Annotated in this window: 23 protein-coding genes; 21 read left to right on the forward strand and 2 right to left on the reverse strand. The window is 49.6% G+C overall.

Annotated elements, in window-relative coordinates:
* Window positions 1–28: 28 nt before the first annotated feature.
* The 18 genes from AC4PHM_RS15870 (at window position 29) to AC4PHM_RS15955 (ending at window position 16,250) form a co-directional block, all read left to right on the forward strand.
* Complete coding sequence (locus tag AC4PHM_RS15870; RefSeq protein WP_492018692.1) at window positions 29–904, forward strand: branched-chain amino acid ABC transporter permease; 876 nt, start codon at window positions 29–31, stop codon at window positions 902–904.
* A gap of 11 nt (window positions 905–915) precedes the next feature.
* Window positions 916–1,806, forward strand: coding sequence for a branched-chain amino acid ABC transporter permease (locus AC4PHM_RS15875; RefSeq protein ID WP_492018693.1), 891 nt, complete (start codon window positions 916–918; stop codon window positions 1,804–1,806).
* Between the two features lie 10 nt (window positions 1,807–1,816).
* Window positions 1,817–2,566 carry an ABC transporter ATP-binding protein gene (locus tag AC4PHM_RS15880; protein ID WP_492018694.1) on the forward strand — a complete coding sequence of 250 codons (750 nt, stop codon included), beginning with the start codon at window positions 1,817–1,819 and terminating at the stop codon, window positions 2,564–2,566.
* Complete coding sequence (locus tag AC4PHM_RS15885; protein WP_492018695.1) at window positions 2,559–3,263, forward strand: ABC transporter ATP-binding protein; 705 nt, start codon at window positions 2,559–2,561, stop codon at window positions 3,261–3,263. Before AC4PHM_RS15880 ends, AC4PHM_RS15885 begins: the two co-directional genes overlap by 8 nt.
* 376 nt (window positions 3,264–3,639) lie before the next feature.
* Window positions 3,640–4,899, forward strand: a complete 1,260-nt coding sequence (locus tag AC4PHM_RS15890) for an ATP phosphoribosyltransferase regulatory subunit (RefSeq protein ID WP_492018696.1) — start codon at window positions 3,640–3,642, stop codon at window positions 4,897–4,899.
* Window positions 4,886–5,521, forward strand: coding sequence for an ATP phosphoribosyltransferase (gene hisG, locus AC4PHM_RS15895; protein ID WP_492018697.1), 636 nt, complete (start codon window positions 4,886–4,888; stop codon window positions 5,519–5,521). The genes AC4PHM_RS15890 and hisG overlap by 14 nt, the downstream gene beginning before the upstream one ends.
* Window positions 5,518–6,810 (forward strand): histidinol dehydrogenase, encoded by a 1,293-nt coding sequence (gene hisD, locus AC4PHM_RS15900; RefSeq protein WP_492018698.1) that lies wholly within the window; start codon window positions 5,518–5,520, stop codon window positions 6,808–6,810. The genes hisG and hisD overlap by 4 nt, the downstream gene beginning before the upstream one ends.
* Entirely contained in the window at window positions 6,807–7,805 is a 999-nt protein-coding gene (gene hisC / locus AC4PHM_RS15905; RefSeq protein ID WP_492018699.1) for a histidinol-phosphate transaminase, read from the forward strand. Before hisD ends, hisC begins: the two co-directional genes overlap by 4 nt.
* Complete coding sequence (hisB, locus tag AC4PHM_RS15910) at window positions 7,796–8,383, forward strand: imidazoleglycerol-phosphate dehydratase HisB (RefSeq protein WP_492018700.1); 588 nt, start codon at window positions 7,796–7,798, stop codon at window positions 8,381–8,383. Before hisC ends, hisB begins: the two co-directional genes overlap by 10 nt.
* Before the next feature lie 18 nt (window positions 8,384–8,401).
* A complete protein-coding gene (gene hisH / locus AC4PHM_RS15915; protein ID WP_492018701.1) occupies window positions 8,402–9,055 on the forward strand; it encodes an imidazole glycerol phosphate synthase subunit HisH in 654 nt (217 codons plus the stop codon).
* Window positions 9,052–9,765 (forward strand): 1-(5-phosphoribosyl)-5-[(5-phosphoribosylamino)methylideneamino]imidazole-4-carboxamide isomerase, encoded by a 714-nt coding sequence (hisA, locus tag AC4PHM_RS15920; protein WP_492018702.1) that lies wholly within the window; start codon window positions 9,052–9,054, stop codon window positions 9,763–9,765. Before hisH ends, hisA begins: the two co-directional genes overlap by 4 nt.
* A 2-nt stretch (window positions 9,766–9,767) precedes the next feature.
* Window positions 9,768–10,580 carry an imidazole glycerol phosphate synthase subunit HisF gene (hisF, locus tag AC4PHM_RS15925; protein ID WP_492018703.1) on the forward strand — a complete coding sequence of 271 codons (813 nt, stop codon included), beginning with the start codon at window positions 9,768–9,770 and terminating at the stop codon, window positions 10,578–10,580.
* Window positions 10,581–10,583: 3 nt separating this feature from the next.
* Complete coding sequence (hisIE, locus tag AC4PHM_RS15930; protein WP_492018704.1) at window positions 10,584–11,183, forward strand: bifunctional phosphoribosyl-AMP cyclohydrolase/phosphoribosyl-ATP diphosphatase HisIE; 600 nt, start codon at window positions 10,584–10,586, stop codon at window positions 11,181–11,183.
* A 206-nt stretch (window positions 11,184–11,389) separates the two neighbouring features.
* Window positions 11,390–12,592 (forward strand): MBL fold metallo-hydrolase, encoded by a 1,203-nt coding sequence (locus AC4PHM_RS15935; protein ID WP_492018705.1) that lies wholly within the window; start codon window positions 11,390–11,392, stop codon window positions 12,590–12,592.
* A gap of 19 nt (window positions 12,593–12,611) precedes the next feature.
* The gene (locus AC4PHM_RS15940) at window positions 12,612–14,243 is read left to right on the forward strand and encodes a putative manganese-dependent inorganic diphosphatase (RefSeq protein ID WP_492018706.1); all 1,632 of its coding nucleotides are present in this window, start codon (window positions 12,612–12,614) and stop codon (window positions 14,241–14,243) included.
* A gap of 33 nt (window positions 14,244–14,276) precedes the next feature.
* Window positions 14,277–15,266: an AmmeMemoRadiSam system radical SAM enzyme gene (gene amrS / locus AC4PHM_RS15945; RefSeq protein WP_492018707.1), complete on the forward strand. Its 990-nt coding sequence runs from the start codon at window positions 14,277–14,279 to the stop codon at window positions 15,264–15,266.
* A 46-nt stretch (window positions 15,267–15,312) separates the two neighbouring features.
* Window positions 15,313–15,753 carry a GNAT family N-acetyltransferase gene (locus AC4PHM_RS15950; protein ID WP_492018708.1) on the forward strand — a complete coding sequence of 147 codons (441 nt, stop codon included), beginning with the start codon at window positions 15,313–15,315 and terminating at the stop codon, window positions 15,751–15,753.
* A 131-nt stretch (window positions 15,754–15,884) separates the two neighbouring features.
* Complete coding sequence (locus AC4PHM_RS15955) at window positions 15,885–16,250, forward strand: winged helix-turn-helix domain-containing protein (RefSeq protein ID WP_492018709.1); 366 nt, start codon at window positions 15,885–15,887, stop codon at window positions 16,248–16,250.
* Between the two features lie 2 nt (window positions 16,251–16,252).
* Here the strand turns inward: AC4PHM_RS15955 and AC4PHM_RS15960 are convergent, their stop codons facing one another.
* The gene (locus AC4PHM_RS15960) at window positions 16,253–16,906 is read right to left on the reverse strand and encodes a TraX family protein (RefSeq protein ID WP_492018710.1); all 654 of its coding nucleotides are present in this window, start codon (window positions 16,904–16,906) and stop codon (window positions 16,253–16,255) included.
* A 69-nt stretch (window positions 16,907–16,975) separates the two neighbouring features.
* On the opposite strand from AC4PHM_RS15960, the gene AC4PHM_RS15965 reads away from it, so the two are divergent.
* Window positions 16,976–17,608 (forward strand): regulatory protein RecX, encoded by a 633-nt coding sequence (locus AC4PHM_RS15965; RefSeq protein ID WP_492018711.1) that lies wholly within the window; start codon window positions 16,976–16,978, stop codon window positions 17,606–17,608.
* A 60-nt stretch (window positions 17,609–17,668) separates the two neighbouring features.
* Here AC4PHM_RS15965 and AC4PHM_RS15970 read toward each other — a convergent pair whose 3' ends face one another.
* Window positions 17,669–19,756, reverse strand: coding sequence for an ATP-dependent helicase (locus tag AC4PHM_RS15970; RefSeq protein ID WP_492018712.1), 2,088 nt, complete (start codon window positions 19,754–19,756; stop codon window positions 17,669–17,671).
* Window positions 19,757–20,090: 334 nt separating this feature from the next.
* Here AC4PHM_RS15970 and tig point away from each other — a divergent pair, with 334 nt between their 5' ends.
* Window positions 20,091–21,380 (forward strand): trigger factor, encoded by a 1,290-nt coding sequence (gene tig, locus AC4PHM_RS15975; protein ID WP_492018713.1) that lies wholly within the window; start codon window positions 20,091–20,093, stop codon window positions 21,378–21,380.
* A 13-nt stretch (window positions 21,381–21,393) separates the two neighbouring features.
* Window positions 21,394–21,978, forward strand: coding sequence for an ATP-dependent Clp endopeptidase proteolytic subunit ClpP (gene clpP / locus AC4PHM_RS15980; RefSeq protein WP_492018714.1), 585 nt, complete (start codon window positions 21,394–21,396; stop codon window positions 21,976–21,978).
* Window positions 21,979–21,993: the final 15 nt, after the last annotated feature.

Below are 21,993 nucleotides of genomic sequence, written 5' to 3' on the forward strand. Positions count from 1 at the left end.
CCACATTTTTCGAAAGGATGTGATATCCTTGCTGCTTCAACAAATCATAAACGGTTTCATGATTGGCTGTGTCTATGCCCTGACTGCAATGGGAGGGACATTAATCTATGGGATTTTACGCATTCTGGATATTGCGAATGCTGCGGCGTATGTGGTCGGTGCGTACCTCGGCTGGGTAATTTACGCAACTACCGGCAATCTGGCAGTCGCCTTTTTCCTGTCAATGGCCCTCACTGGCGCGATTGGCGTGCTCATTCAAAAGTTCATTTATACACCAATACTCAACAAACCCAATATCATTCCTATAGTTCCGCTGATAACCAGTGTTGGGATTTTCATTTTTACCGGAGACTTTATCAGACTGCTGGTCGGTCCGGAAATTAAGGATTTTGGTGTAATTCTGCCATTTTCGGTGATTAATCTCGGAAAAATTGTCATAAATCCTGAATGGATAGTGATCATTATTATGACGGCGATTTTACTCTTATTGCTTTGGTTTGTTTTAAATAAAACCAAGCTTGGACTTGCATGGCGGGCAACGGCAGGGGATACCGAAATCGCTGAAACTATGGGCGTCAATATCCACAAGGTCATGGCATTGAGTTATATTATGGGGTATGGTTTCGCATCCGCGGCGGGGATGATGATAGGTGTACTCTACAGCTCCATCTACCCAACCATGGGAGACATCCCGTCTTATAAAATGCTGGCTATTATTGTTTTAGGCGGACTTGGAAATCCAATTGGCACCATTGCCGCCGGACTTGTCATTGGACTTTCAGAAACTTTAATCTCTGCTTATGTCGGATCCGTCATACCTAGAGACGCGATAGCCTTTCTTGTCCTAATCACAATATTGCTTGTAAAACCAACGGGTCTGATCAGCAGAAAAAATTCAATTTAGGGGGTGACTGTATGTATGCAATAGTAGTGGCCACAAATATTGGGATTTTTGTGCTCTTGGCACTCAGCCTGAACATTATAGCCGGATATGCCGGACAGTCATCTATTGGGCACGCGGCATTTTTCGGGATTGGTGCTTATACCTCAGCAGTGTTGACCAGTACCCTCGGAGTGAATTTCTGGCTGAGTCTTCCCATAGCATTTGTTGTGACTGGGTTGATCGGCGCGTTGCTCGGGCTTGCCAGCATGCGTGTTAAGGAGGATTTCTTGGCGATCACGACCATCGGCATCAACTTTGTTGTTGTCGCCATTTTCCAGTATGCACCAATATTTGGTGCTTCACTCGGTATGTCCGTTTCCAAACCCAGTCTGTTTGGTATCAAAATGGATAATCTAATGTTTTTGGTCCTTGTAGGCGCAATGATTGTCGCCATGATCATATTCATGAGAACCATCGAAAAGTCATGGTTTGGCTTAGCGCTTGCAAGTATAAGAAATGATGAGGCGGCAGCGTCCTCTCTCGGTGTTAATATTGTAAAATTCAAAGTGCTCGCCTTTGCGGTTGGAACCGCAGTAGCTGGCTTAGCTGGCGGTGTTTACGCCCATTACATGACCTTCATTTACTCAAGCGATTTTGCGTTTCTCGTATCGATCTCGATTTTATCCATGGTGGTCATAGGCGGCATTGGCACCATCCGTGGACCAATAGTAGGCGCTATAATTCTGGGAATTGCACCAGAACTGTTTCGATTCATTTCGGATTACCGCATGATTGTCTATGGGGGTCTCCTGGTTTTGATGATGCTGTTTCAACCTCAGGGCATCGTCGGGAAAGGCAGTTTTCTGGCAAATAAATTCGAAGCGCTTTTTGGCAAAGGGCGCAAGAAAAGTGTGGTGAGCTGATATGGGGGACATGCTAACCGTTAAAGGTTTAAAAATGTATTTTGGCGGCTTGAAAGCCATAGATGGCATCGATCTTAGCCTTAAGGAGAAAGAAACTCTAGGTGTCATTGGTCCGAATGGCGCCGGAAAAACGACAATGTTTAACTGCATTTGCGGTGTGTACGAGCCTACTGAGGGTCAAATTCTCTTGAACGGACAGGAGATCCAAGGGAAGAAGCCTTTTGAAATCGCGCGGATGGGTGTCGCCCGTACGTTTCAGATTTCCAAGCCCCTCAGAGACATTTCTTTGCTGGATAATGTCGTCGCAGCTTTGGGCATAGAATACAATAAGGGATTTAAGCACCTCTTCGCTAAAAGTCATTCTCCCGTGGTGGTGGATCAGGCACTTGAAATTCTGGAGCGCGTGCAGCTCCTCGATGTTAAGGATAAAAAGGCGTCTGAAGTCAGTCTGGGGTATTTGAGAAGACTCGAAATTGCAAGGGCGCTGGCGATCAACCCTAAGCTTCTGATGCTGGATGAGCCTTGTGCAGGGCTCAGCAATTACGCTATAGGCGAGGTCATAGATCTGGTCTTTTACTTGAAAGAACAAGGGACAACCATCATGCTGATTGAGCACAATCTGCCAATCTCAATGAAGGTCAGTGACCGGCTGGTTGTTCTAAATTTCGGCAAGAAAATTGCGGAAGGATTGCCTAAAGAAATTCAGGAAAATCCTCAAGTCATTGAAGCCTATTTAGGGGAGGATGATGAGGATGCTTAAGCTCCAGGACGCGGAAATCTTTTATGGCCAGATGGAGGTTATCAAGAAAGTATCTTTGGAAGTGAAGCAAGGAGAGTTGGTCAGTGTCATTGGTGCCAATGGTGCCGGAAAATCAACTCTGATCAAGGCTATGATGGGCTTGGTAAAAATAAAAAACGGCAAATTGTTCTATGAAGGTGAGGATATAACAGATTATCCTGCCTGGAAGAGAGCGGAGCTTGGGATAGGTTACGTTCCAGAAGGCCGGCGAATATTTGGTGATCTGACGGTCGAAGAAAACTTGAAAATGGGTGCCTATAAAATCAAAGATAAGACTCAGATCAAAAAAAATCTTGAGAAAGCCTACGACATGTTTCCAAAGCTGTCAGAAAGGCGCAATCAGCTGGCCAGAACCATGAGCGGCGGAGAGCAGCAAATTCTTGCGATCAGCAGAGCGTTGATTCTTGAGCCCAGATTGTTATTGATTGACGAGGTATCCATGGGATTAATGCCCATAATGGTCAACTATTGCTTTTCGCTGATCAAAGAGCTGAATCAGCAGGGGATCACGGTTCTTGTCGTTGAACAGAACGCAAACAAGGTCCTGAGAATTGCAGACAGAGGCTACCTGATCGAGACTGGTCAAATCATGGTTGAAGGGACTGCGGATAGTTTGCGGAAAAACGATGTTGTTCTCAAGGCTTATTTAGGTGAGTAGGAAATGTTTCAAAATCGTAAGAATATTATAAAAAGCCTGTTGACTGAATAATTATTGTGTGTTAAAGTCTATTCAATTCATTAATTCCGGCCTCGGTTGAGGGGAAGGCTATCTTTCCTTTCTGCCGGCAAGACGTTTAAGCCGGATTCAAATTGTGATTCAGGAGAGGTTATTATGACACCCCAGGTTTTAAACCCATACAACAGCATCCATCATCATCATACGTTCTAGAGTTTGTATGCAGGTTTAAGACACCGCGCGTTGCAAGCTCTATTCGTCGTTTAATACGATTGAGCGTCCGCGGTGGTGAGATTGAATCAACAAACTGCCACCCGGTTTTCGGGTGGCTTTTTTATTTTCGCTAGGAGGCGTAACTATGAGATTTATGCACTATCTGTATGAAGACTACGCATATTTGAGAACATTGACCGCCAGTTTCAGAAAGTGGTCAAGACTTTATGGCTATGATGAAATTGACCCGCCGGCCATTGAAGACTGGTCGCGCTACCAGGATCTTCCTCCTGCTTTGACGAAGAGGCTGGTGAAGCTGATCGAACCTTCCGGGGCTATAGGATGCCTGAAAATTGACAACACCATGAGCTGTGCCTCCATGACCCTCAAGCTTCCGGAAGGGACGCCCCTCAGACGAATCTCATATAATTCAAAGGTCTTTCGGTATGGCCAGGGCGGCGGCATTGACGAGATCCTTCAGCTGGGCTGCGAAAATTATGCCGACCTGGGCCCGGCAGGGGATGTTGAGGTCATCCGGCTGGCGCTGGACGTCCTCGAAACGGTGGGAATCCCAATTTCTGACCTGCGCTTTGAAATTGGAAACTCCAGCTTTTTCAGAGCGATCTCCGAAATGGTGGAATTGTCTCCGGAAGCGGTAGAGACCATGATGAACCTGATTGAGGAAAAAAGATTGACCGCTCTGAGCGCTTTTCTGGAAAGCTCTGAGCTCCCGGAAGATGAAAGCCTATTTCTGAGTCAGCTCCCAGGGTTGTTCGGTGACTTCAAGGCAGTCTTTGCAAAAGCAACCTCGACACGTTTTGGCGATGCCTGCCAGGCAGAACTGAGTGCTCTGAAATCCTTGTACAAACTTCTCGAAAATCTAGGTTTGACAAAAATTCAGTTGGATTTAAGTCAGGGCGGCAATGAATTCAGATATTATTCCGGAAACATCTACAGGATTTTCAGCCAGCGCACAGGCAAAGCCCTCGTCACCGGGGGACGATATGACGGCATGAATGGCGTCGAAGTGGCTTGCGGCATCTCCTTCAACACAGCCAATGTGGTGGAGTGGATGAAAACCATGCACACGCCGCTCAACGTCCCGGCACAGTTCGATTACGCAGTCCTCTGTGATACAGATGATCCGGGCGATGCCCTGCAGATCGCTGCTGCGCTCAGGGACAGGGACTACAGTGTCGTGCTGGTTAAACTCAAAACCAGCATCAGCGACACCTTTGAACAGCCGGAGTGCAAATCTGCAAAATTTGTGTTGTCGGTTGAAGGTGATGACGCTGTGGTTTTCGATCAGCGCATGAATGAAAGCCGCAGAAGCAACGTTCAAAAGCTGCTGAACCAGCTCGAAATCAACGGGAAAAGGAGGAGTCAAATCCATGAAACCACTTAAAATTGCCGTCTCAAAAGGGCGAGTCAAAGAACAGCTGATCGCGCTCCTCAAAGAAGCGGGTTACGAGTTCGCAGATCTTAACAACCGCAAGCTCGAGCACGTGGATACCTCAGGAAGGATTAGTCTGATTTCAGTCAAAGCAGATGATGTCACGACTTATGTGGAAAGAGCCGCCGCTGATCTGGGGGTACTCGGGAATGATATTTTATACGAACGGAGCTTTGACGGGTATGAGCTCAGATATCTCCCTATAGGAAGATGCCGCATGTGTATTGCCGGTTTCAGGGGCTTCAACCTGTCGGATCGCAGCTTCGTGCGCGTGGCCACAAAATATCCTAAACGGGCGAGAGACGTGCTTGAAGAGAAGGGCATCAAGGGTGAGATCCTCTTCCTGTCCGGCTCGGTTGAGCTGGCACCTATAGTGAACTTAGCCGATTGTATCCTCGACATAGTCGAAACTGGAAAAACACTGGAAGAAAACGATCTGGTTGTCCTGGAAACGGTCGGACAGATTTCGTCTGTGCTGATTGCCAACCGGGTCTCCTTCAAGCTGATGAACGAACGGATGATGGACCTCTTAAACGATCTTGAGGCCGCGGAGAAAAGGGGAACGAGCAAATGAACATCATTAATTTTGAGAAAGGGTCCGCAGCCGCATCTATCGGAGCGATTGTACGCAGAACAACCGAGACCTCTGAGGAGGTTCGGAGTTCTGTCAGTAAGATCATAGAGGATGTCAAAGCACGAGGGGATGCCGCCTTGATGGCATGGACCGAGAAACTGGACGGCGTCAAGCTCCAAAGCCTTCGCATTTCTGACGAGACCATAGAAGCCGCTATGCGGGATCAAGTCACCCAGGAGGACCTGAGAGTTCTCAAAACAGCTGTGGCACATCTCAGGACCTATCACGAAAAACAGCTCGAAAAAGGCTATGAGATTCAGCCAAGACCAGGCGTCTCCCTGGGTCAGCGCATTGTACCGCTCAGACGTGTGGGGCTCTACATTCCGGGTGGTAAGGCAGCCTATCCGTCCACAGTGCTGATGAACGCTATTCCTGCCCAAGTGGCGGGTGTCCCCGAAATTGCCATTTTTACACCGCCGTCCAAAGAGGGTTCCGTGAATCCTTACGTACTCGCGGCAGCTGGAATTCTGGGCATCAAGGAGATTTACGCTGTTGGCGGTGCTCAAGCTGTCGCGGCTTGCGCCAACGGTACAGAAACAATAGCACCTTGTGATAAGATCGCGGGACCGGGCAACCAGTACGTGGCTGAAGCCAAGCGTCAGGTCAGCGGTCAGATCGCCATAGATATGATCGCCGGACCAAGCGAGGTCCTGATTATTGCAGACCAGACGGCAGACCCAGAGCTGGTGGCGGCAGACCTGCTGGCACAGGCAGAGCACGACGAGCGTGCCGGCCTCGTGGTTCTGACTACGGACGAGAGCTTGCCGGAGCGGTTGAAAGCAGCTCTCGACAGGCAGCTTGAGACCCTTCCCAAACGAGACATTGCTTCGGTTTCGGCGGCCAATCTGCTGGTGGTGCTTTGTGATGATCTTGAAGACGCCTGCCTGGTCTCTGATGTCATAGCCCCTGAACATTTGGAACTGATGGTCGAAAATCCTCGCGCGCTGCTCGATAAAGTGAACTACGCAGGGTCCGTCTTCCTGGGCAGCTACACACCGGAAGCCTTGGGGGACTATTACGCAGGCACGAACCACACCTTGCCAACCAACGGGACAGCGAGATTTTCATCACCCCTTGGGGTCTATGACTTCATGACCCGCTTCTCCTATCTTGAATACACCAAAGAAGCTTTTATGAAGGAAGCTTCAGATGTCGAGCACTTCGCGCGGCTCGAGGGCCTGGACGCCCATGCGGCATCAGTCACGAAGAGAAAGAATCTGAAGCCATGATCCGCCTTCATGCCAATGAAAACCCCTACGAACGCCGGCTCGATGACCTTGCGGCTGCTATTGGCGGCCTCAGGCTCAACGAGTATCCGGATGAAGACGCCCTTGAACTCCGGCAGGCGGTCAGCGATTACACCGATTGGCCACTGAATGGCATTGTCTGCGGCAATGGATCAGACGAGCTCATCAAAATGTGCGTCGAGGCGTTTGTCTCACCCGGAGAAAAAGTTTTATCCCATGGTCCGACCTTTGTAGAATACCGTGTTATGACTGAGATCAGAAAAGCAGTCTATATTCAAACCTTGCCGGATGAAGATTTGAAACTTAACCAGGCTGCTTTTATGGCATGTCTGGAAGAGGAACAGCCCAGTCTGGTTTTCCTATGTAATCCCAACAATCCTACCGGTGAGACACTGACGGCGCCTTTCGTTGAAAAGGTGATTGAAAAGGTCTCCGGAATAGTAGTCCTTGATGAAGCCTACACCGAATTTGGACTGAACACCTTCCTTGATCAGCTTCCCCAATATCAGGACAAGCTGATCCTTCTGAGAACGCTTTCCAAAGCCTTCGGTCTCGCAGCGCTGAGAGTGGGCTATGCCCTGACTTCGGAGGCAAATGCCGCTGCACTCAACCGGGTAAGGATGCCCTACAACGTGACGGCGGTGTCGCAGGCGCTGGGCGCGTTCGCACTTAAAAATCCGTCAGTTATGGAGGCGCAGGTTGCCCTGATTCGTGCAGAACGCGACAGAGTTTTCAGCGTGCTTAGTCAGATCCGCGGCATGGAGCCGCTGGTGTCTGAAACCAATTTTATCTTGATTCGGACGAAGCCGGAATGGGTATCCCGAATTCAGAGTGTAGTTGAGTCAAGAGGCTTCAATCTCCGATTTTTCGGGGAGAAGGACGGCCTTGGGGCGTATTTTCGAGTTACCATCGGCAAAAAAGAGAATAATGATGCTGTCCTCAGCATCCTGAAGGAGGTCATGGCTTCATGCGAGTAGGCGAAGTCAAGCGAGATACATCCGAAACGAAAATCCAGTTGAAACTGACTCTGGATTCACAGGCGCCCTCGAAAATTGATACTGGGCTGCCTTTCCTGGATCATATGCTATACCAAATCGCAAAGCACGGACGGATGAACCTGATGATTGAGGTCAAGGGGGATCTGGAAGTGGACTGCCACCATACCGCAGAAGACGTGGGTATGGCTTTTGGCATGGCTCTGAAGGAGGCCCTAGGCAGCAAGGCGGGCATTCAGCGCTTTGCAGACCGCATAGTGCCCATGGACGAGGTCCTTGCCCTGTGTGCCATTGATCTCAGCGGGCGCGCTTATTTAGGCTATGACGCGGTTTATCCGTCTCAAATGCTGGGGACCTTGGCCACAGAAAGCGTCCGGGAATTTTTCAAGGGCCTTGCGGACAAGGCCGGCATGTGCCTGCACTTCAGGATAATGACCCCGGGCAATACACACCACATGGTGGAGGCTCAGTTCAAGGCTTTTGCCTTGGCGCTGAGAGATGCGGCCACGGTCCAGGAAGGCGACACCAGTGTGCCGTCAACCAAGGGCATGTTAGATTAAAGAGTTGGAGGCAAAAGCATGAATGATCAAGCAGTAGAATTACGAAAACCAATCGCCATTATTGATTATGGCGTGGGCAATATTCAGAATCTGATAAATGCCTTTGAGCGCCTGGAAATTCCAGCGGTTCTCACGGCGGACCACGACGTTATTCTAAATGCCGAGCTCTCCATTTTGCCCGGCGTGGGCGCATTCAAAGACGCCATAGACAAGCTCAGGAGCACCGGCATTGACCGGGTGATCCAGCAGCGCGTACGCGAAGGGCGGCCGCTCCTGGGCATCTGTCTGGGCATGCAGCTGATGTTTGAAGCCAGTGAGGAGGACGGCGACTGGGAGGGCCTTGGGCTCTTGAAGGGCCGTTTTGTGAAGTTTGATGAGACTATGGGCCTCAAAGTGCCCCACATGGGCTGGAACAGACTGGTCAAAGAATCTCAGGATCCGGTGGCCGATGGTCTCCCGGAAGACGCCTACGCCTATTATGTGCACTCGTATTACCTGGCGGGCGGCGACGACCAGGACATCATTCTCTCAAGTCCATACGGCGTCAAAGTACCCGGACTGATTCGAAAAGGCAGTATTGTCGGCATGCAGTTCCACCCTGAAAAGAGCGGTGCCGTTGGTGAATTTTTAATCCGTCAGGTCCTGGCGGTCTTGATGGGAGGTACACAATGAGAATTTATCCGGCAATAGATATCAGCGGCGGCGCTTGCGTCCGGCTGTTTCAAGGTGATTTTGGCCAGAAGACGGTCTACAATGCGGACCCTGTGGCAGTCGCAAAGGATTTGAAGGAAAAGGGCGCACAGCGGCTTCATGTTGTCAATCTCGACGGCAGCGTGGAAGGCTGTATTACCGAAGATATGAAAGCACTGATTCGCGGCATTAAAGCGGCGTCAGGCGTACCGATGCAATTTGGCGGAGGTATTCGCACCATGGAAGATCTCGAGGCGGTGTTTGAGGCAGGGGCGGATAAGGCCATTTTGGGGACGTCCGGGGCTCTGGATACCCCATTTCTCGAAGCGGTGCTGGCGCGGTTCGGAGACAAGATCGTCTTGTCGATTGATGCCCGTGACGGTTACGTGGCGACCCGCGGTTGGCTGGACACAGAGAAGATCACAGCAGTTGAGCTGGCGGAAAAGGCACAGCGGCTTGGCGTCGCAGCGGTGGTTCACACGGATATAGCCCGTGACGGTGCCATGAAGGGCCCTAATGTGGAAGCCTACAGAAAAATGAGAGAGGTCTACTTTGGCATTTTGATTGGCTCCGGCGGCATCTCCAAGCTCGAAGATCTCGAAGCGCTTAAAGCTGTTGGCGTTGAAGATGCTATAGTCGGAAAAGCCATTTACGAAGGCGCGCTGGAAATCAGGCGCTGCGAGGAGGTGTAAGCATGCTGGCAAAGAGAATCATTCCCTGTCTCGACGTCCGTCAGGGTCGCGTCGTTAAAGGCAAGCGGTTTCAGGCTATAGAAGATGTAGAGGATCCGGTGGTGCTCGCTGACCGTTACTGTAAGGAAGGCGCGGATGAACTGGTTTTTTATGATATTACTGCCAGTGCTGAGGATCGTGGGATCTTTGACGAGGTGGTTCGAAGGGTTTCGAAAGTGGTCAATATACCGTTGACAGTAGGGGGCGGTATAGCGACGGTTGAGGATTTCACGCGCGTACTGATGGCGGGTGCGGATAAAGTGTCAGTCAATACCGCAGCCGTTCGTAGGCCGGAGCTCATCCGTGAAGCAGCCCTAAAATTTGGCGCCCAGTGTGTGGTGCTCTCTGTAGACGTCAGCAAAATGGGGCCTGATCGATGGGAAGTCGTCGTTAAAGGCGGCCGGGAAACCACTGGCATGTCTGCGCTGGAGTGGATCAAGCAAGGTGTTGCCCTCGGAGCAGGTGAAGTTGTGGTCAATTCCATTGATCAGGATGGCGTCAGGAAAGGCTATGATGTTGAGTTCCTGAAGCAAGTCACTGCCGCAGTCAACGTCCCGGTCATTGCCTCCGGCGGCGCAGGTGCTCTGGAGCATTTTGAGGAAGCCGCACGGGTGGCGGATGTCGATGGCATTCTTGCAGCCTCTGTGTTCCACTATGGGGATATATCCATAGGAGATCTGAAAAGCTATCTGTTGAGTCGCGGTGTCGCGGTCAGGCCACTGGACCATAGGTTTGACAGAGCAGCCACAGAAGCTGCAGAACAGGGAGGAAATTAAACCATGAAGTCATTAAAATTTGACGTCCAGGGGTTGATCCCTGCCATTATACAGAATGCAGCCACCGGAAAGGTGCTGATGCTCGGCTACATGAATGAAGAAGCTTTAAGCAAAACCAAGGAGGAAGGGGTTGTCTGGTTCTACTCCAGAAGTCGTTCCCGGCTCTGGAAAAAGGGCGAAAGCAGCGGCAATGTCCTTGAAGTCGTCGCCTTGGCTGAGGACTGTGATGCTGACGCACTGCTGGTTTTGGCGAATCCTGCGGGCCCTACCTGCCATACTGGTGCAGAGAGCTGTTTTGAGACCCTTGGGGAATCCAGCAATATTGGCACGGGCGTCGCGAAGCTCGTAAAGGTCATTGACGGGCGTTACAAAGAGCGGCCTGAAGGCTCTTATACGACGTATCTCTTTGACAAAGGCCTCGATAAAATCCTCAAAAAAGTAGGTGAAGAGGCGGCCGAGGTCATTATTGCCTCAAAAAACGAGAATAGGCCTGAGCTGGTAGGCGAATTGACAGATCTGCTCTTCCACAGCCTGGTGTTGATGCGGGAAAAAGGCGTCGCAGTTGAAGAGGTGCTGAAGGAACTAAACAGAAGAGAACGATAGGCTTGTTTCATAAGGGAAGTGAAATTGGTACGGCATGAGTCGGTTTAAAACCTTCGCCGCATCAGCGTCACTTCCCTTTTGTTAAATTTTTCTCTAAAAGCCAAACTCAAATGAAATTGGCATCGCTTGAACACCCATTCAAATGGTATAATAAATTAGTAAGCTTAGCGCAAGCGGCAGCAGCCAAAACGAAGCGAGGTGGACAAATGTCGCGTTTATCAAGACTACTGATAGTACTGATCCTGACTTTATTGCTGAGCGCCTGTATGTCCGCTGAGCCCCGGCAGCCTGATCTGAGTTCTCTGGATGTCATCAACAATGTTGAGGGCGACCTGATCATTCGCAGACAAACGGAGGATATTTGGATCTATACCGCCTACCTGGAGGAGGCCTCCAAAAATGGACTGCTTGTGGAGAGTGCATCCGGTATTGGCATCATAGACCCGCCTGACAATTTGGATCAGGCAGAGCGCTTGAATGCGCTCATTGAGGAGTATTTCAACACCAAAGTAAACCAGGTGCTCTGGACAGGAAGAATCCTGTCGAGACAGCCTGTTTGTCAGTTTTATCAAAACGAAGGCGCTGAAGTGTTCGTGATTGAAGCAGTCGCTGTGGATGAGGGACTCAAAGACGTCAGTGTGTTCCGCCCCAATGAGCAGGGTCTTAATTTCGCTGACAAGATTTTGAAGCCCTTGTGCTTCAGGCAGGATGGAACCCTTGAGGAACTGCATATATCGCTATGGCTGGAAGAATCAGAGCTGCTTTATGCCGGTCCGAACCTGATCAGTCCGGACATCGAAATGATTATGACACCTGTGTATGAGTCGGTGGTATGGGAAACTATAGTCGGCGGTCTCGCCAGTGCAGTACCGGCACCGGCAATTGTGGTAACGAATACAGGAGCCGCAGGTGGTGTCGATATTTATGAACACACTAAATCCCTCATACTCGAAAGGGAATTCACGTTGACCTACGGTGCAGCTAAGCTGCCCCTAAGGACAATCTTCGAAGATGATGAGCTTCTCAGCATTTTTGGTAAACCCGAGAAAATTGAGGAGTCAATCCTGGGGATAGGCGCTGACACTTTCATTGGATCGACCATTCGAACCTTTACTTTCAATAAATCCCAGGTCAGTCTGTTCGCGCCTTCAGGCAGTGAAAAGTTCTGGCTCACTTCTGTGGTCTCCAGAGATCCGCGCTTCAGTACGTCCAGGGGAATCAACGTAGGGGAATCGCTTACGATTCTCATGCTGAAGTACCCTGAAGCTGAGCCTGTTCCAAATGAAGAAACCGATCCGGGAAATATGGATTACATCTATGATCATGGGACACAGGGCGAGTATGCGTTATATTTCGAAGTGCGTGCCGGCGTGATCGACAAGATCAGTTTAGTCTACACACTGAGATGAAATGGAATGAGGTGTCATTTTGATCCATGTTTTTGGACATAAAAATCCGGATACGGATTCTATAGCGTCAGCCATTGCCATGGCTTGGTTTAAACGTGCCCAGGGCCATGAGGCTATGGCATTCAGATTGGGAGACGCTGCGTCTGAATCGCGCTTTGCTTTGACTCAGTTTGGCATAGAGCTTCCGCCGCTGCTTAGAGAAGTGCGTCCGGATGTCAGGCATTTGGAATTTGACAGGCATGCGCCCTTGTCTCCTCAAGATTCCATTCTGACGGCCTATAGAAACTTGGGGGATGCTTCTGCCAAGGCCTTGGCTGTCACGGAGCCGGACGGAAAATTGTCTGGGATAGTCACCATGAAAGATATCGCCATGGGATTTTTCAACTGGAAAGGAGACTTGCTGAAAACCACACTTGCCAATATGGTGGATAGCCTGGAGGCTCAGATTCTCCACGCCTCCTGCACCAGTATTGAGGGCAGGGTGCTGGTCGCCGCATTCTATAAGGATACGCTGATCGATCGCTCAAGCATTGATGAATCGACCATCGTGATCGTTGGTGACCGGTATGATGTGCTCGAACATGCTGTCAGGCAAAAGGCGGCGCTCATTATTATTACCGGCGGACTCACCATCCCAGGGAAGATCCTCAGGCATGCCAGAGAGTCGGATGTCTGTATGATCAGAACGCCGTATGATACCCTGAAGACTGCTCGTCTCATTGCCTCTTGCGCGCCGGTGTCCGAAATCATGGTCAGAGAAAATCTGACGAGTTTTTATGAGCATGACGACGTTTCGGAAGCCCGGGAAGTCATGGCGGGCAGCCGCCACACAACCTTTCCGGTAACGGACGCCTCCGGTCGATATGTGGGATTTCTTTCGCGAAGACATTTACTGAGGCCCAACAAGCATCTCGTCATTCTGGTAGACCACAACGAGTACGCTCAGAGTGTTGACGGCCTGAAGGAAGCTGAAATTCTCGCCATTGTCGACCATCACAAGCTTGGGGATGTCGTCACCAATCGTCCGCTGACGTTCGTTTGCAGGCCGGTTGGAAGCACTTGCACTCTCGTGGGGGACTTAATAAGGGAAGAGGGGATCGTACCTCCCTCAAATATTGCCGGCATTCTGCTGTCTGGCATCATCTCAGATACATTGAACTTTCAATCGCCTACAACGACCGAGGAGGACCGCACTATGGCAGTGTGGCTGTCGTCGCTGATAGATGGCAGCTTCGATCTTGAAAATTATGCTAAAGCGCTGCTGAAATCAGGCACTTCACTGGAAGGACAAACCGTAGAGGCGATTTTCTTTAAAGATTTCAAAATTTTCAGAGATGCGGATACGAGCGTTGGCGTTTCCCAGATCTTTACCTATGGTCTTGAAGAGGTGGAAGTCCGAAAAGAGGCTATCCTTGAAATGGTCCAAAAGACCCATAAGGAGCAAGGCTTTGACGCGACGGTGTTTATGGCTACAGATCTCCTGAGTCAGGGGTCGTGTTTGTATTATAAATCCAACATTTCCGGCCTCATTACCAAGAGTTTTGAGGTGGATGAAATTCAAGGCGTGTTTGTTGCGGGACTTCTTTCCCGAAAGAAACAGGTTATACCGCGTCTGCTGGAAGAAATTGGCCTCTCCAGACAGATGAGCTGAGGGTCAGGCTAGAGAAGATTGGGTGGTGGGAGGATGAAGGAAGCTTTATTCTATGTCAAGCGCGAGGCATCCAGTGTGCAGTGTCAATTATGTCCAAGGGGTTGTGTCATTGAACCGGGCTGCAGCGGCGACTGCCTGGCCAGAAAAAATGAAAGCGGTACGTTGACCAGCGCGTCTTATGGGCAGATTACCTCCTTTGGAGTGGACCCCATAGAGAAAAAACCGCTGTACCATTTCCATCCCGGTCGTGACATTGTCAGCTTTGGGTCATTTGGATGCAACTTGCACTGTCTCAACTGCCAGAATTATAGAATTTCTCAATTTGTTGCCCCTTCCGTGACCTTGTCGCCTGAGCAGCTGCTGGCACGAGCGATCGAAGAGCCAAGGAGCATTGGCATTGCGGCAACTTACAATGAGCCTACAGTCAATTATGAATATGTGCTTGAAGTTTTTAAGCTCAACCGGGCTGCCGGATTTAAAAATGTCCTGGTGACCAATGGGTATCTGAACCCCAAACCATGGGAAGCGCTGCTGGACTTCACGGATGCAGTCAACCTGGACGTCAAAGCCAATGATCCTCGTTTCTATGAATCTGTCTGCAAAGCGACGCTGACACCGGTGCTCCGCAGTCTGGACGCCTTGCTTGAAAGACAGGAGGTTCATACAGAGCTGACCTGGCTTCTGATTGAAGGCCAGAATGACGATCCTGTGAAACTTTCAGCTTTCGCAGAACGCGTCGCCGCCATCAGGCCGGAGACCCCGCTGCACATCAGCAGGTACTATCCCAATTATCTGATGAATCATCCTGAGACGAGAAAAGAAGCGCTGTTTTCGGCGCGTGATACGGCAAACCAATATTTAAGCTATGTCTACATAGGCAATTTGAGCGAGGGCGATCATGGGACCCATTGCGCAAACTGTGGAGAAATCCTCGTTCAGCGCTTTGGCTATGAGATCAGTATCAGAATAAAAGATCAGTATTGTCCAAAATGTGGTGCACTTCATCCAATACGGATGGATTAGATGGTATACTTGGGGTATATATCTCACAAGAAAGGAGCGTGTTCGAATGGAGATTACTTTCAGACCTATGCGTGAACAGGATGCGGAGGTCATCATCAGTTACAAACATGGCAATGATTATGCGTGCTTCGATTCTGAGAAAAACCAGACGGACATTGATTCGCTCCTCAGCGATCCCAATGTGGACATTTTTGTAGCCATCAGCGAGGAAGATGAGATCCTCGGATTCGCAGAGGTCGCCTTTGACGAAGACGACATCCTTGAAATGAGCGGTGCGCTCTTGCCGGAGTTTACAGGGATGGGCCTTGGGTGCAACTTTATCACAGAGTGTATCAATTTTCTCGTCGAGCATTATGATTATGCCGGCGGCGCTCTGCGCACTCTGATTCAACCGGGGGATCGCCATGCGCAAAAAGTTTTGGAACGCGTCGGATTCCAATTGGTGGAGACCACTGAGGATTGGATCGAAATGCAGATTGATCTTTAAAAGACTTTGAGATATTGGCTTAAAATAAAAAAGGACTGGCAAACCAGCGAGAAATCAGGTTAGAGATATCCTGACAGCGCGCAGCTGGTGGCCAGTCCTGTTTATTCACAGGAATTGAAAGGTGGTTGGCTATGAAAATCCAGTATAGGCTATGGCTGGGCGATGAAGGTGAAAAAGTTCTGGGAAGCGGACCGGTTGCATTGCTCAAAGGGATTGCCTCCACAGGATCACTGAGCGCGTCCAGCAGACAGATGGGCATGTCGTACTCCAAAGCGTGGCATGTGATTCGCCGGCTTGAACAACACCTGGGTCTGGAATTAGTTGTCAGACGCGTCGGGGGTTCAAGAGGCGGAGGCGCAATCCTGACGGCTGATGCCGATGAGCTGATTGAACGCTATGAAGCCTTTTGTAAAGAAGTGGAGCAGTTTATTGGGCGCGCCTACGGTGAACACCTTGGAAACTGGCTGGAAAGTCGGGGGAATAAATACTCTGATTGAGTTTATACTGTCCAAAGAAAATGCCGAATTAAAAGCAATAGCGTTATATGGACAGGATAGAACAAATAGCCTACATGCTTTGGCAGACGAAGTCCGGTATAAGGCAATCCATAAATGAGCGGCAGCGCCCCCAGCGCGAGGACTTGAATGGAAACCCGCGTCGTTTCCCAGTAATACCAGGACAGCGCTGCAAGTGCAAAGGTCATGAGGGCAGGTTTTTCGTAAAACAAGTGAAAAGCGAGAATTAGAAGCAGACCGTAGAGCCCGTAGGAGTAATCTATTGTCCAGGCGCTCGCGAGGATTGGAATTGCCAAAAACTTAATGAACAGCTGACGCTGCGAAAGGCATAGGATGATGCCAAGACCTGCAGCCAGAGTGAAAAAAATATTTAAACCGCTCGGGACAAAGTAACTGTAGGGAACTTGGGAGATCAAACCGTAAAGCAGCATCCTCAGGAGATATCGTGGCTGACTTCGGGTTAAACGTGCACCACGGGCCACCAAAAAGGCAAATATGGGAAAGGACAAACGTCCGATCATGCGCCAGACAATTTGATCCGGGAATAACAGATAACCAATATGGTCAATGAGCATGGTGAGAATGGCAACCAGTTTAAGGGTATCATCACAAGCTGGTTTTTTTATGGCATCTTCCAATTTGAGCACCTCGCAAATTTGACTTGGATCATCAGGCAGCAAAGATTTTTTTCGAAATGAGGTTTACTTATGCAAATCACAAAGCTCTCTTTCAAAAAGAGGACGCCCATGGTAGAGGTATGGCTGGATAACAGTTTAGGTCTCATTTGCCATCTGGACTTGGTCCTGAAATACCAGCTGGAGACGGGCATGATACTCACTGAAGATGCTTTTGAAACACTCAGGCAGGATCAGCTGTCCCTGGAAGCCTGGCATAAAGCACTGCGTTATTGTCTTTCGAGGACGAGGACTGTCGCAGAAGTGAAGCGCTATCTGTCCTCAAAAGAGGTGGACAATCACCTTGTGAACAGCATTCTGGAACGGTTGAAGAAGGATTACGAATTGGACGATTTAAAGGCGGTCATTGAATATGATGAGCAGAATCGCGGGCGAATAGGGCGCAGTCGGATTCGAAGTGATCTGCAGCGTCGAGGTGTTTCGGGATCTGTCATCGATGCTGCATTGGGCGGCCAATATGCAGAGGATCGTGAAGCGGAGGAACTTGAAGCTGCTCTGGCGCTGGCTCGAAAAAAGATCACCAGTGATCGTGGGGAGGATCCGCGAAAAGTTGCCATGCGTGTCGTTGGGCTGCTTCAGAGAAAAGGATACAGTCAGAGTCTCATCCGAAAAGTTGCGGACACACTTGAACTCAAACTCTACTGAACAGGTTAACTTAAGCAGAGCCGCGAAAGCCGCAGCTCTGCTTAATTTTTGACTAACTGTCTAATTCTCCGGAAAAGTTAAAAAGCCTTTCTCTATACATAATCTGTAAGATAAGGTTCGAACCTTGTCTTTAAACTGAATGTCAATGGCATCGCCATCCTGAGAGAGAACCTCGCCCCAGCCGAATCTGAGATGGTGTGCAGCGCCGCTGCGACATTCGGACGAGGCCAGAATGGCATCACGGGCAGACCCTAAAGCGCTCGGACGCAGACGTTCAAGTCCTTCCATGATTTCAGTGACGAACAATGACAAGCGAAGGTGACGGCCGCCGCCAAATCTCGAGTGCATGATCCGGACGCTCTCGCGAGCGCGGCTGACACCGACGTAGAACAAGCGCCGCTCCTCCTCGAGAAGCAAGCGTTCGGGCTCTGTTCGAAACTCCTCTTTGACTGGAAAAATGCCTTTCAGAATGTCTACCAAAACGACGTGGTCAAACTCTCGCCCTTTGGAAGCGTGGAGGGTGGAAAGCGCAACCTTGGCATCATCACCGCTCGGACGATACCGGTCCAGTGCGGCAAGTCTCTCAAAAAATGGCTCCGGCCGTTCAAATCGACTCGCAACGGCGATCAGTGAAAACCACATGGAACGTATGCGGTCCGCAGATTGTCCCAGTGAGTTCTGAGCGAATTCCAGATAGCCAGAATAGCCGAGCTCGCCGTCAATGGTTTCTAAAAAGTCTGCGGCGCGCATGTGCTTTAAGCTCCGCACCGTTTGCTGGACACGCCGTATTCGCTCGCTGGCGTGCCCTTTTCTGCCGATGGTTTCCAGGCTGACTTCAAACACATCCCGCCCCCGGTGATTGAGACGGATCGTCTCGACGGCTTCCTTATTAAGCCGCAGTTCTGTCTTGTAAACAATGCGCACAAAGGCGTCCAGATCAGCGGGATTTGAGGACAGTTTGAGAAAAGCTTCCAAGTCTCTAACCAGCCAATGGTCTGATAAGCTGCGTCTGCCGGCCTCGATCTTGAAGGGAATGCCCGCATCGAGCAGCGCGTCCATTACAGAGAGTCCGGAGAGATGATTTCTGTACAAAATTCCGGTGGTATGACCCGGGACCTCTTGATTTTTCAGTTGGTCCAGTATAGCTCTATTTCGGTCGCTGTAAGTTTCGAACTCTACAAGGTTGACCTTGCCGCCGCTGCCCCTGTCGGTAGTCAGCGTCTTATCATAACGCGTCTGATTGTGGCAGATTATTCTGGAACACACATTGATAATTTCCTGTCTTGACCTGTAATTTTTGCTGAGATGATACAGGCGGCCGCCAGGGAACTGTGATTCGAAGCTCATGAGCAGCTCGGGACTGGCGCCTCTGAAGCCGTAAATGGCCTGGTCATCATCTGCGACAATAAAAAGATTATTGGCGGGATAGACCAACCGTTTTAAGATCTCGTGCTGAACCTTGGATGTATCCTGGGCTTCGTCAATTTGGACAAAGGGATAGCGTTTCTTCAGGCGGTTCAGAATGTTGCTGTCTTCCTGAAGCAGCTTCAGAGCCGCCAGCAACAGGTCGTCGAAGTCCATGACGTGATGATTGGCTTTCAAAGCCTCGTAGGCATCAGAAATCCTGTCGATCTCCGGAAAATCCAATCCGCTTGAAGCCAGTTTGCCGCTGGCGTACATCATGTTTCTCGCATACCCGATTTGATTGGACAGCGCTTCATACTGATCGTCATTCAGACGAGTGCCTGTAACCTGACTGGCCGCAGCAGACAGTAGCTCCCTTTGGTGAGCCAGTAAGGTTTTTGGGCGGATGCCGCGCTCTTTCCATACCTGGCCCAGTACTTTGAAGGCAAAGCTATGAATGGTTGAGAATTCAAACTGGTGCCTGAAATTTGGACGAAAACGGGCTGCGTAGCGCTGCGCCATATCAGAGGCGGCAGCTTTGCTGAAGGTCAGGTTGAGCAGGTTTCTTGGATCGAGGCCGTGATGCTCAGACAGATAAACAGCCCGGGCCAGCATCAGTGTTGTTTTTCCGCTTCCAGGTATTGCAAGGGTTAAAGCAGGGCCTTCATAGTGGCAAATGGCATCCTGCTGATCTTTACCAAAGAATAGATTGAGTTCTTGTTCAAGTACTTTAAAAAAGGACATGTTTCACCTCCGGTAAGATCTTATAATTGTATCATATTTAAACAGAAAAAATAAATTTGAGAAAGTAAATGGTTAGAGGGTAAAGATATAAAAGCTCATTGAAAAAAGACTTCAATAAAATCCATTTAAAGCGGTTGCGACATGTGGGTAAAAAATGGTTTACTTATAGTAGGGAATGAGGTAAGATATTCTGTGACTATGACGTCGTGATGCAGGATAATCAAGACATGACACGCTAAAGATGACGTACGATCCCGCCAATGGAGAAGTCCATTGGCTTTTCAATCATGGCTCGTAGAACAAGCCAAATCATCACATTTTTAGGAGGATTCAAATGGCGTTTGAAATGATCAAAAAAGAGGGAAACAACGTCACGGTTCAAATGACGGTTTCCGCGGAAGCATTCGAAAAGGCAATTCAAAAAGTGTACAGCAACACGAAAGGTCGTTATGCGATCCCGGGTTTCAGAAAAGGCAAAGTACCGCGCAGCATCATCGAAAAGCAATTTGGAGAGGGTGTTTTCTTTGAAGACGCAATCAACGAACTGCTTCCGGGCGCATACAGCGAAGCCGTAGATGGCTTGGCGCTGGATCCTGTCGCACAGCCTGACATTGATGTCAAAGAAATCAGCAAGGAAAACGGTCTGGTCATCGAGGCCGTCGTCATTGTCAAACCTGAAGTCTCAATTGACAATTACAAAGGTGTCGATGTAAAGAAGATCGAGACGGTCGTTTCAGAAGAAGAGGTTGACCAGGAGATCGAAAAGATCAGAGAAATGAACGCACGCCTTGTTTCTATTGAAGATCGCCCGGTTCAGGATGGCGATACTCTGACTATTGATTATGCCGGCACTATTGACGGTGTTGCCTTTGATGGCGGCACTGCTCAGGGCCAGCAGCTTGTCATTGGATCCGGTCAATTTATTCCGGGTTTCGAAGAGCAGCTCATTGGCGCTAACCTTGGTGACCATGTCGAAGTTAAAGTTACCTTCCCGGAAACTTACCACTCAGAAGAGCTTGCAGGAAAAGAAGCTGTTTTCGCAGTAGATGTTCACGGCATTCGTGTGAAAGAGCTCCCTGTGCTGGACGACGAATTCGCTAAAGATGTTTCAGAATTCGACACCCTCGAGGAATTAAGGGCAGACTATAGAGCCAAACTGTCTGAGGCTGCTGAGAAACAAAATGAAATGGCGCTTCGTGACAGTGTCATCGATGCCGTCGTCGCCAAACTTGAAGCGGATATTCCAGACGCCATGGTCGAAAATGAAATCGACTATATGATCCGTGATTTCGACAGCCAGCTTCGCTATCAAGGGCTGGATCTCGACGGATACATGAAGTTTACAGGCAGCAAGCTCGAAGATCTCAAAGAGCAGATGCGCACAGACGCCCTTGCCAGAGTCAGAACGACCCTTGCAATTGAAGAAATATCCAAGCGGGAAGCGATCTCAGTGACTGACGAGGATCTTGAGAATGAATTTGTCCGCATTGCCGAGCGTCAGGGCACAGAGGTGGAAAACGTCAAGAAAGTATTTGCTTCTGACAATTACGAGTATCTTAAGAACAATCTCGTGACTAAGAAAACGGTGGATTTCCTCGTCGAACAAGCTAACTTTGCAGAATAACGGAGGTGCGCTTATGAGCTTGGTGCCTATCGTCGTCGAACAAACCAATCGCGGTGAACGGTCCTATGACATTTATTCAAGACTTCTAAAAGATCGCATCGTCTTCATCAGCGAGGAAATTACAGATCTGACGGCCAACCTTGTCGTCGCTCAGCTGCTGTTTTTGGAAGCGGATGACCCGGACAAAGATATCCACTTGTATATCAACAGTCCTGGTGGCAGCATTACAGCCGGTATGGCCATTTATGACACCATGAACTACATCAAGCCGGATGTGTCAACGATCTGTATCGGTATGGCTGCCAGCATGGGCGCATTTTTGCTGGCATCTGGCGCCAAGAGCAAGCGTTTTGCTCTGCCAAACGCAGAAATCATGATTCACCAGCCGCTCGGCGGCTTTCGCGGTCAAGCTTCGGACATTAAGATCCACGCTGAGCGCATACTGAAAATCAGGGAGCAGATCAACAAGATCTTGTCCGAGAGGACAGGGCAGCCTTTGGAGGTTATTGAACGCGACACGGACAGGGATAATTTTATGTCTTCGGAAGAAGCGGCAAATTATGGCCTGATAGATCGCATTCTGGTCTCCAGGGTGTAAAGAAAGAGGTTTGAC

The sequence above is a fragment of the Acidaminobacter sp. QWL-03 genome, assembly GCF_058683855.1.

Coding starts and splice junctions, on each gene's coding strand:
- AC4PHM_RS15875 (WP_492018693.1), top strand. CDS start 916: ATGTATGCAATAGTAGTGGCCACAAATATTGGGATTTTTGTGCTCTTG.
- AC4PHM_RS15880 (WP_492018694.1), top strand. CDS start 1,817: ATGCTAACCGTTAAAGGTTTAAAAATGTATTTTGGCGGCTTGAAAGCC.
- AC4PHM_RS15885 (WP_492018695.1), top strand. CDS start 2,559: ATGCTTAAGCTCCAGGACGCGGAAATCTTTTATGGCCAGATGGAGGTT.
- AC4PHM_RS15890 (WP_492018696.1), top strand. CDS start 3,640: ATGAGATTTATGCACTATCTGTATGAAGACTACGCATATTTGAGAACA.
- hisG (WP_492018697.1), top strand. CDS start 4,886: ATGAAACCACTTAAAATTGCCGTCTCAAAAGGGCGAGTCAAAGAACAG.
- hisD (WP_492018698.1), top strand. CDS start 5,518: ATGAACATCATTAATTTTGAGAAAGGGTCCGCAGCCGCATCTATCGGA.
- hisC (WP_492018699.1), top strand. CDS start 6,807: ATGATCCGCCTTCATGCCAATGAAAACCCCTACGAACGCCGGCTCGAT.
- hisB (WP_492018700.1), top strand. CDS start 7,796: ATGCGAGTAGGCGAAGTCAAGCGAGATACATCCGAAACGAAAATCCAG.
- hisH (WP_492018701.1), top strand. CDS start 8,402: ATGAATGATCAAGCAGTAGAATTACGAAAACCAATCGCCATTATTGAT.
- hisA (WP_492018702.1), top strand. CDS start 9,052: ATGAGAATTTATCCGGCAATAGATATCAGCGGCGGCGCTTGCGTCCGG.
- hisF (WP_492018703.1), top strand. CDS start 9,768: ATGCTGGCAAAGAGAATCATTCCCTGTCTCGACGTCCGTCAGGGTCGC.
- hisIE (WP_492018704.1), top strand. CDS start 10,584: ATGAAGTCATTAAAATTTGACGTCCAGGGGTTGATCCCTGCCATTATA.
- AC4PHM_RS15935 (WP_492018705.1), top strand. CDS start 11,390: ATGTCGCGTTTATCAAGACTACTGATAGTACTGATCCTGACTTTATTG.
- amrS (WP_492018707.1), top strand. CDS start 14,277: ATGAAGGAAGCTTTATTCTATGTCAAGCGCGAGGCATCCAGTGTGCAG.
- AC4PHM_RS15950 (WP_492018708.1), top strand. CDS start 15,313: ATGGAGATTACTTTCAGACCTATGCGTGAACAGGATGCGGAGGTCATC.
- AC4PHM_RS15955 (WP_492018709.1), top strand. CDS start 15,885: ATGAAAATCCAGTATAGGCTATGGCTGGGCGATGAAGGTGAAAAAGTT.
- AC4PHM_RS15965 (WP_492018711.1), top strand. CDS start 16,976: ATGCAAATCACAAAGCTCTCTTTCAAAAAGAGGACGCCCATGGTAGAG.
- AC4PHM_RS15970 (WP_492018712.1), bottom strand. CDS start 19,756: ATGTCCTTTTTTAAAGTACTTGAACAAGAACTCAATCTATTCTTTGGT.
- tig (WP_492018713.1), top strand. CDS start 20,091: ATGGCGTTTGAAATGATCAAAAAAGAGGGAAACAACGTCACGGTTCAA.
- clpP (WP_492018714.1), top strand. CDS start 21,394: ATGAGCTTGGTGCCTATCGTCGTCGAACAAACCAATCGCGGTGAACGG.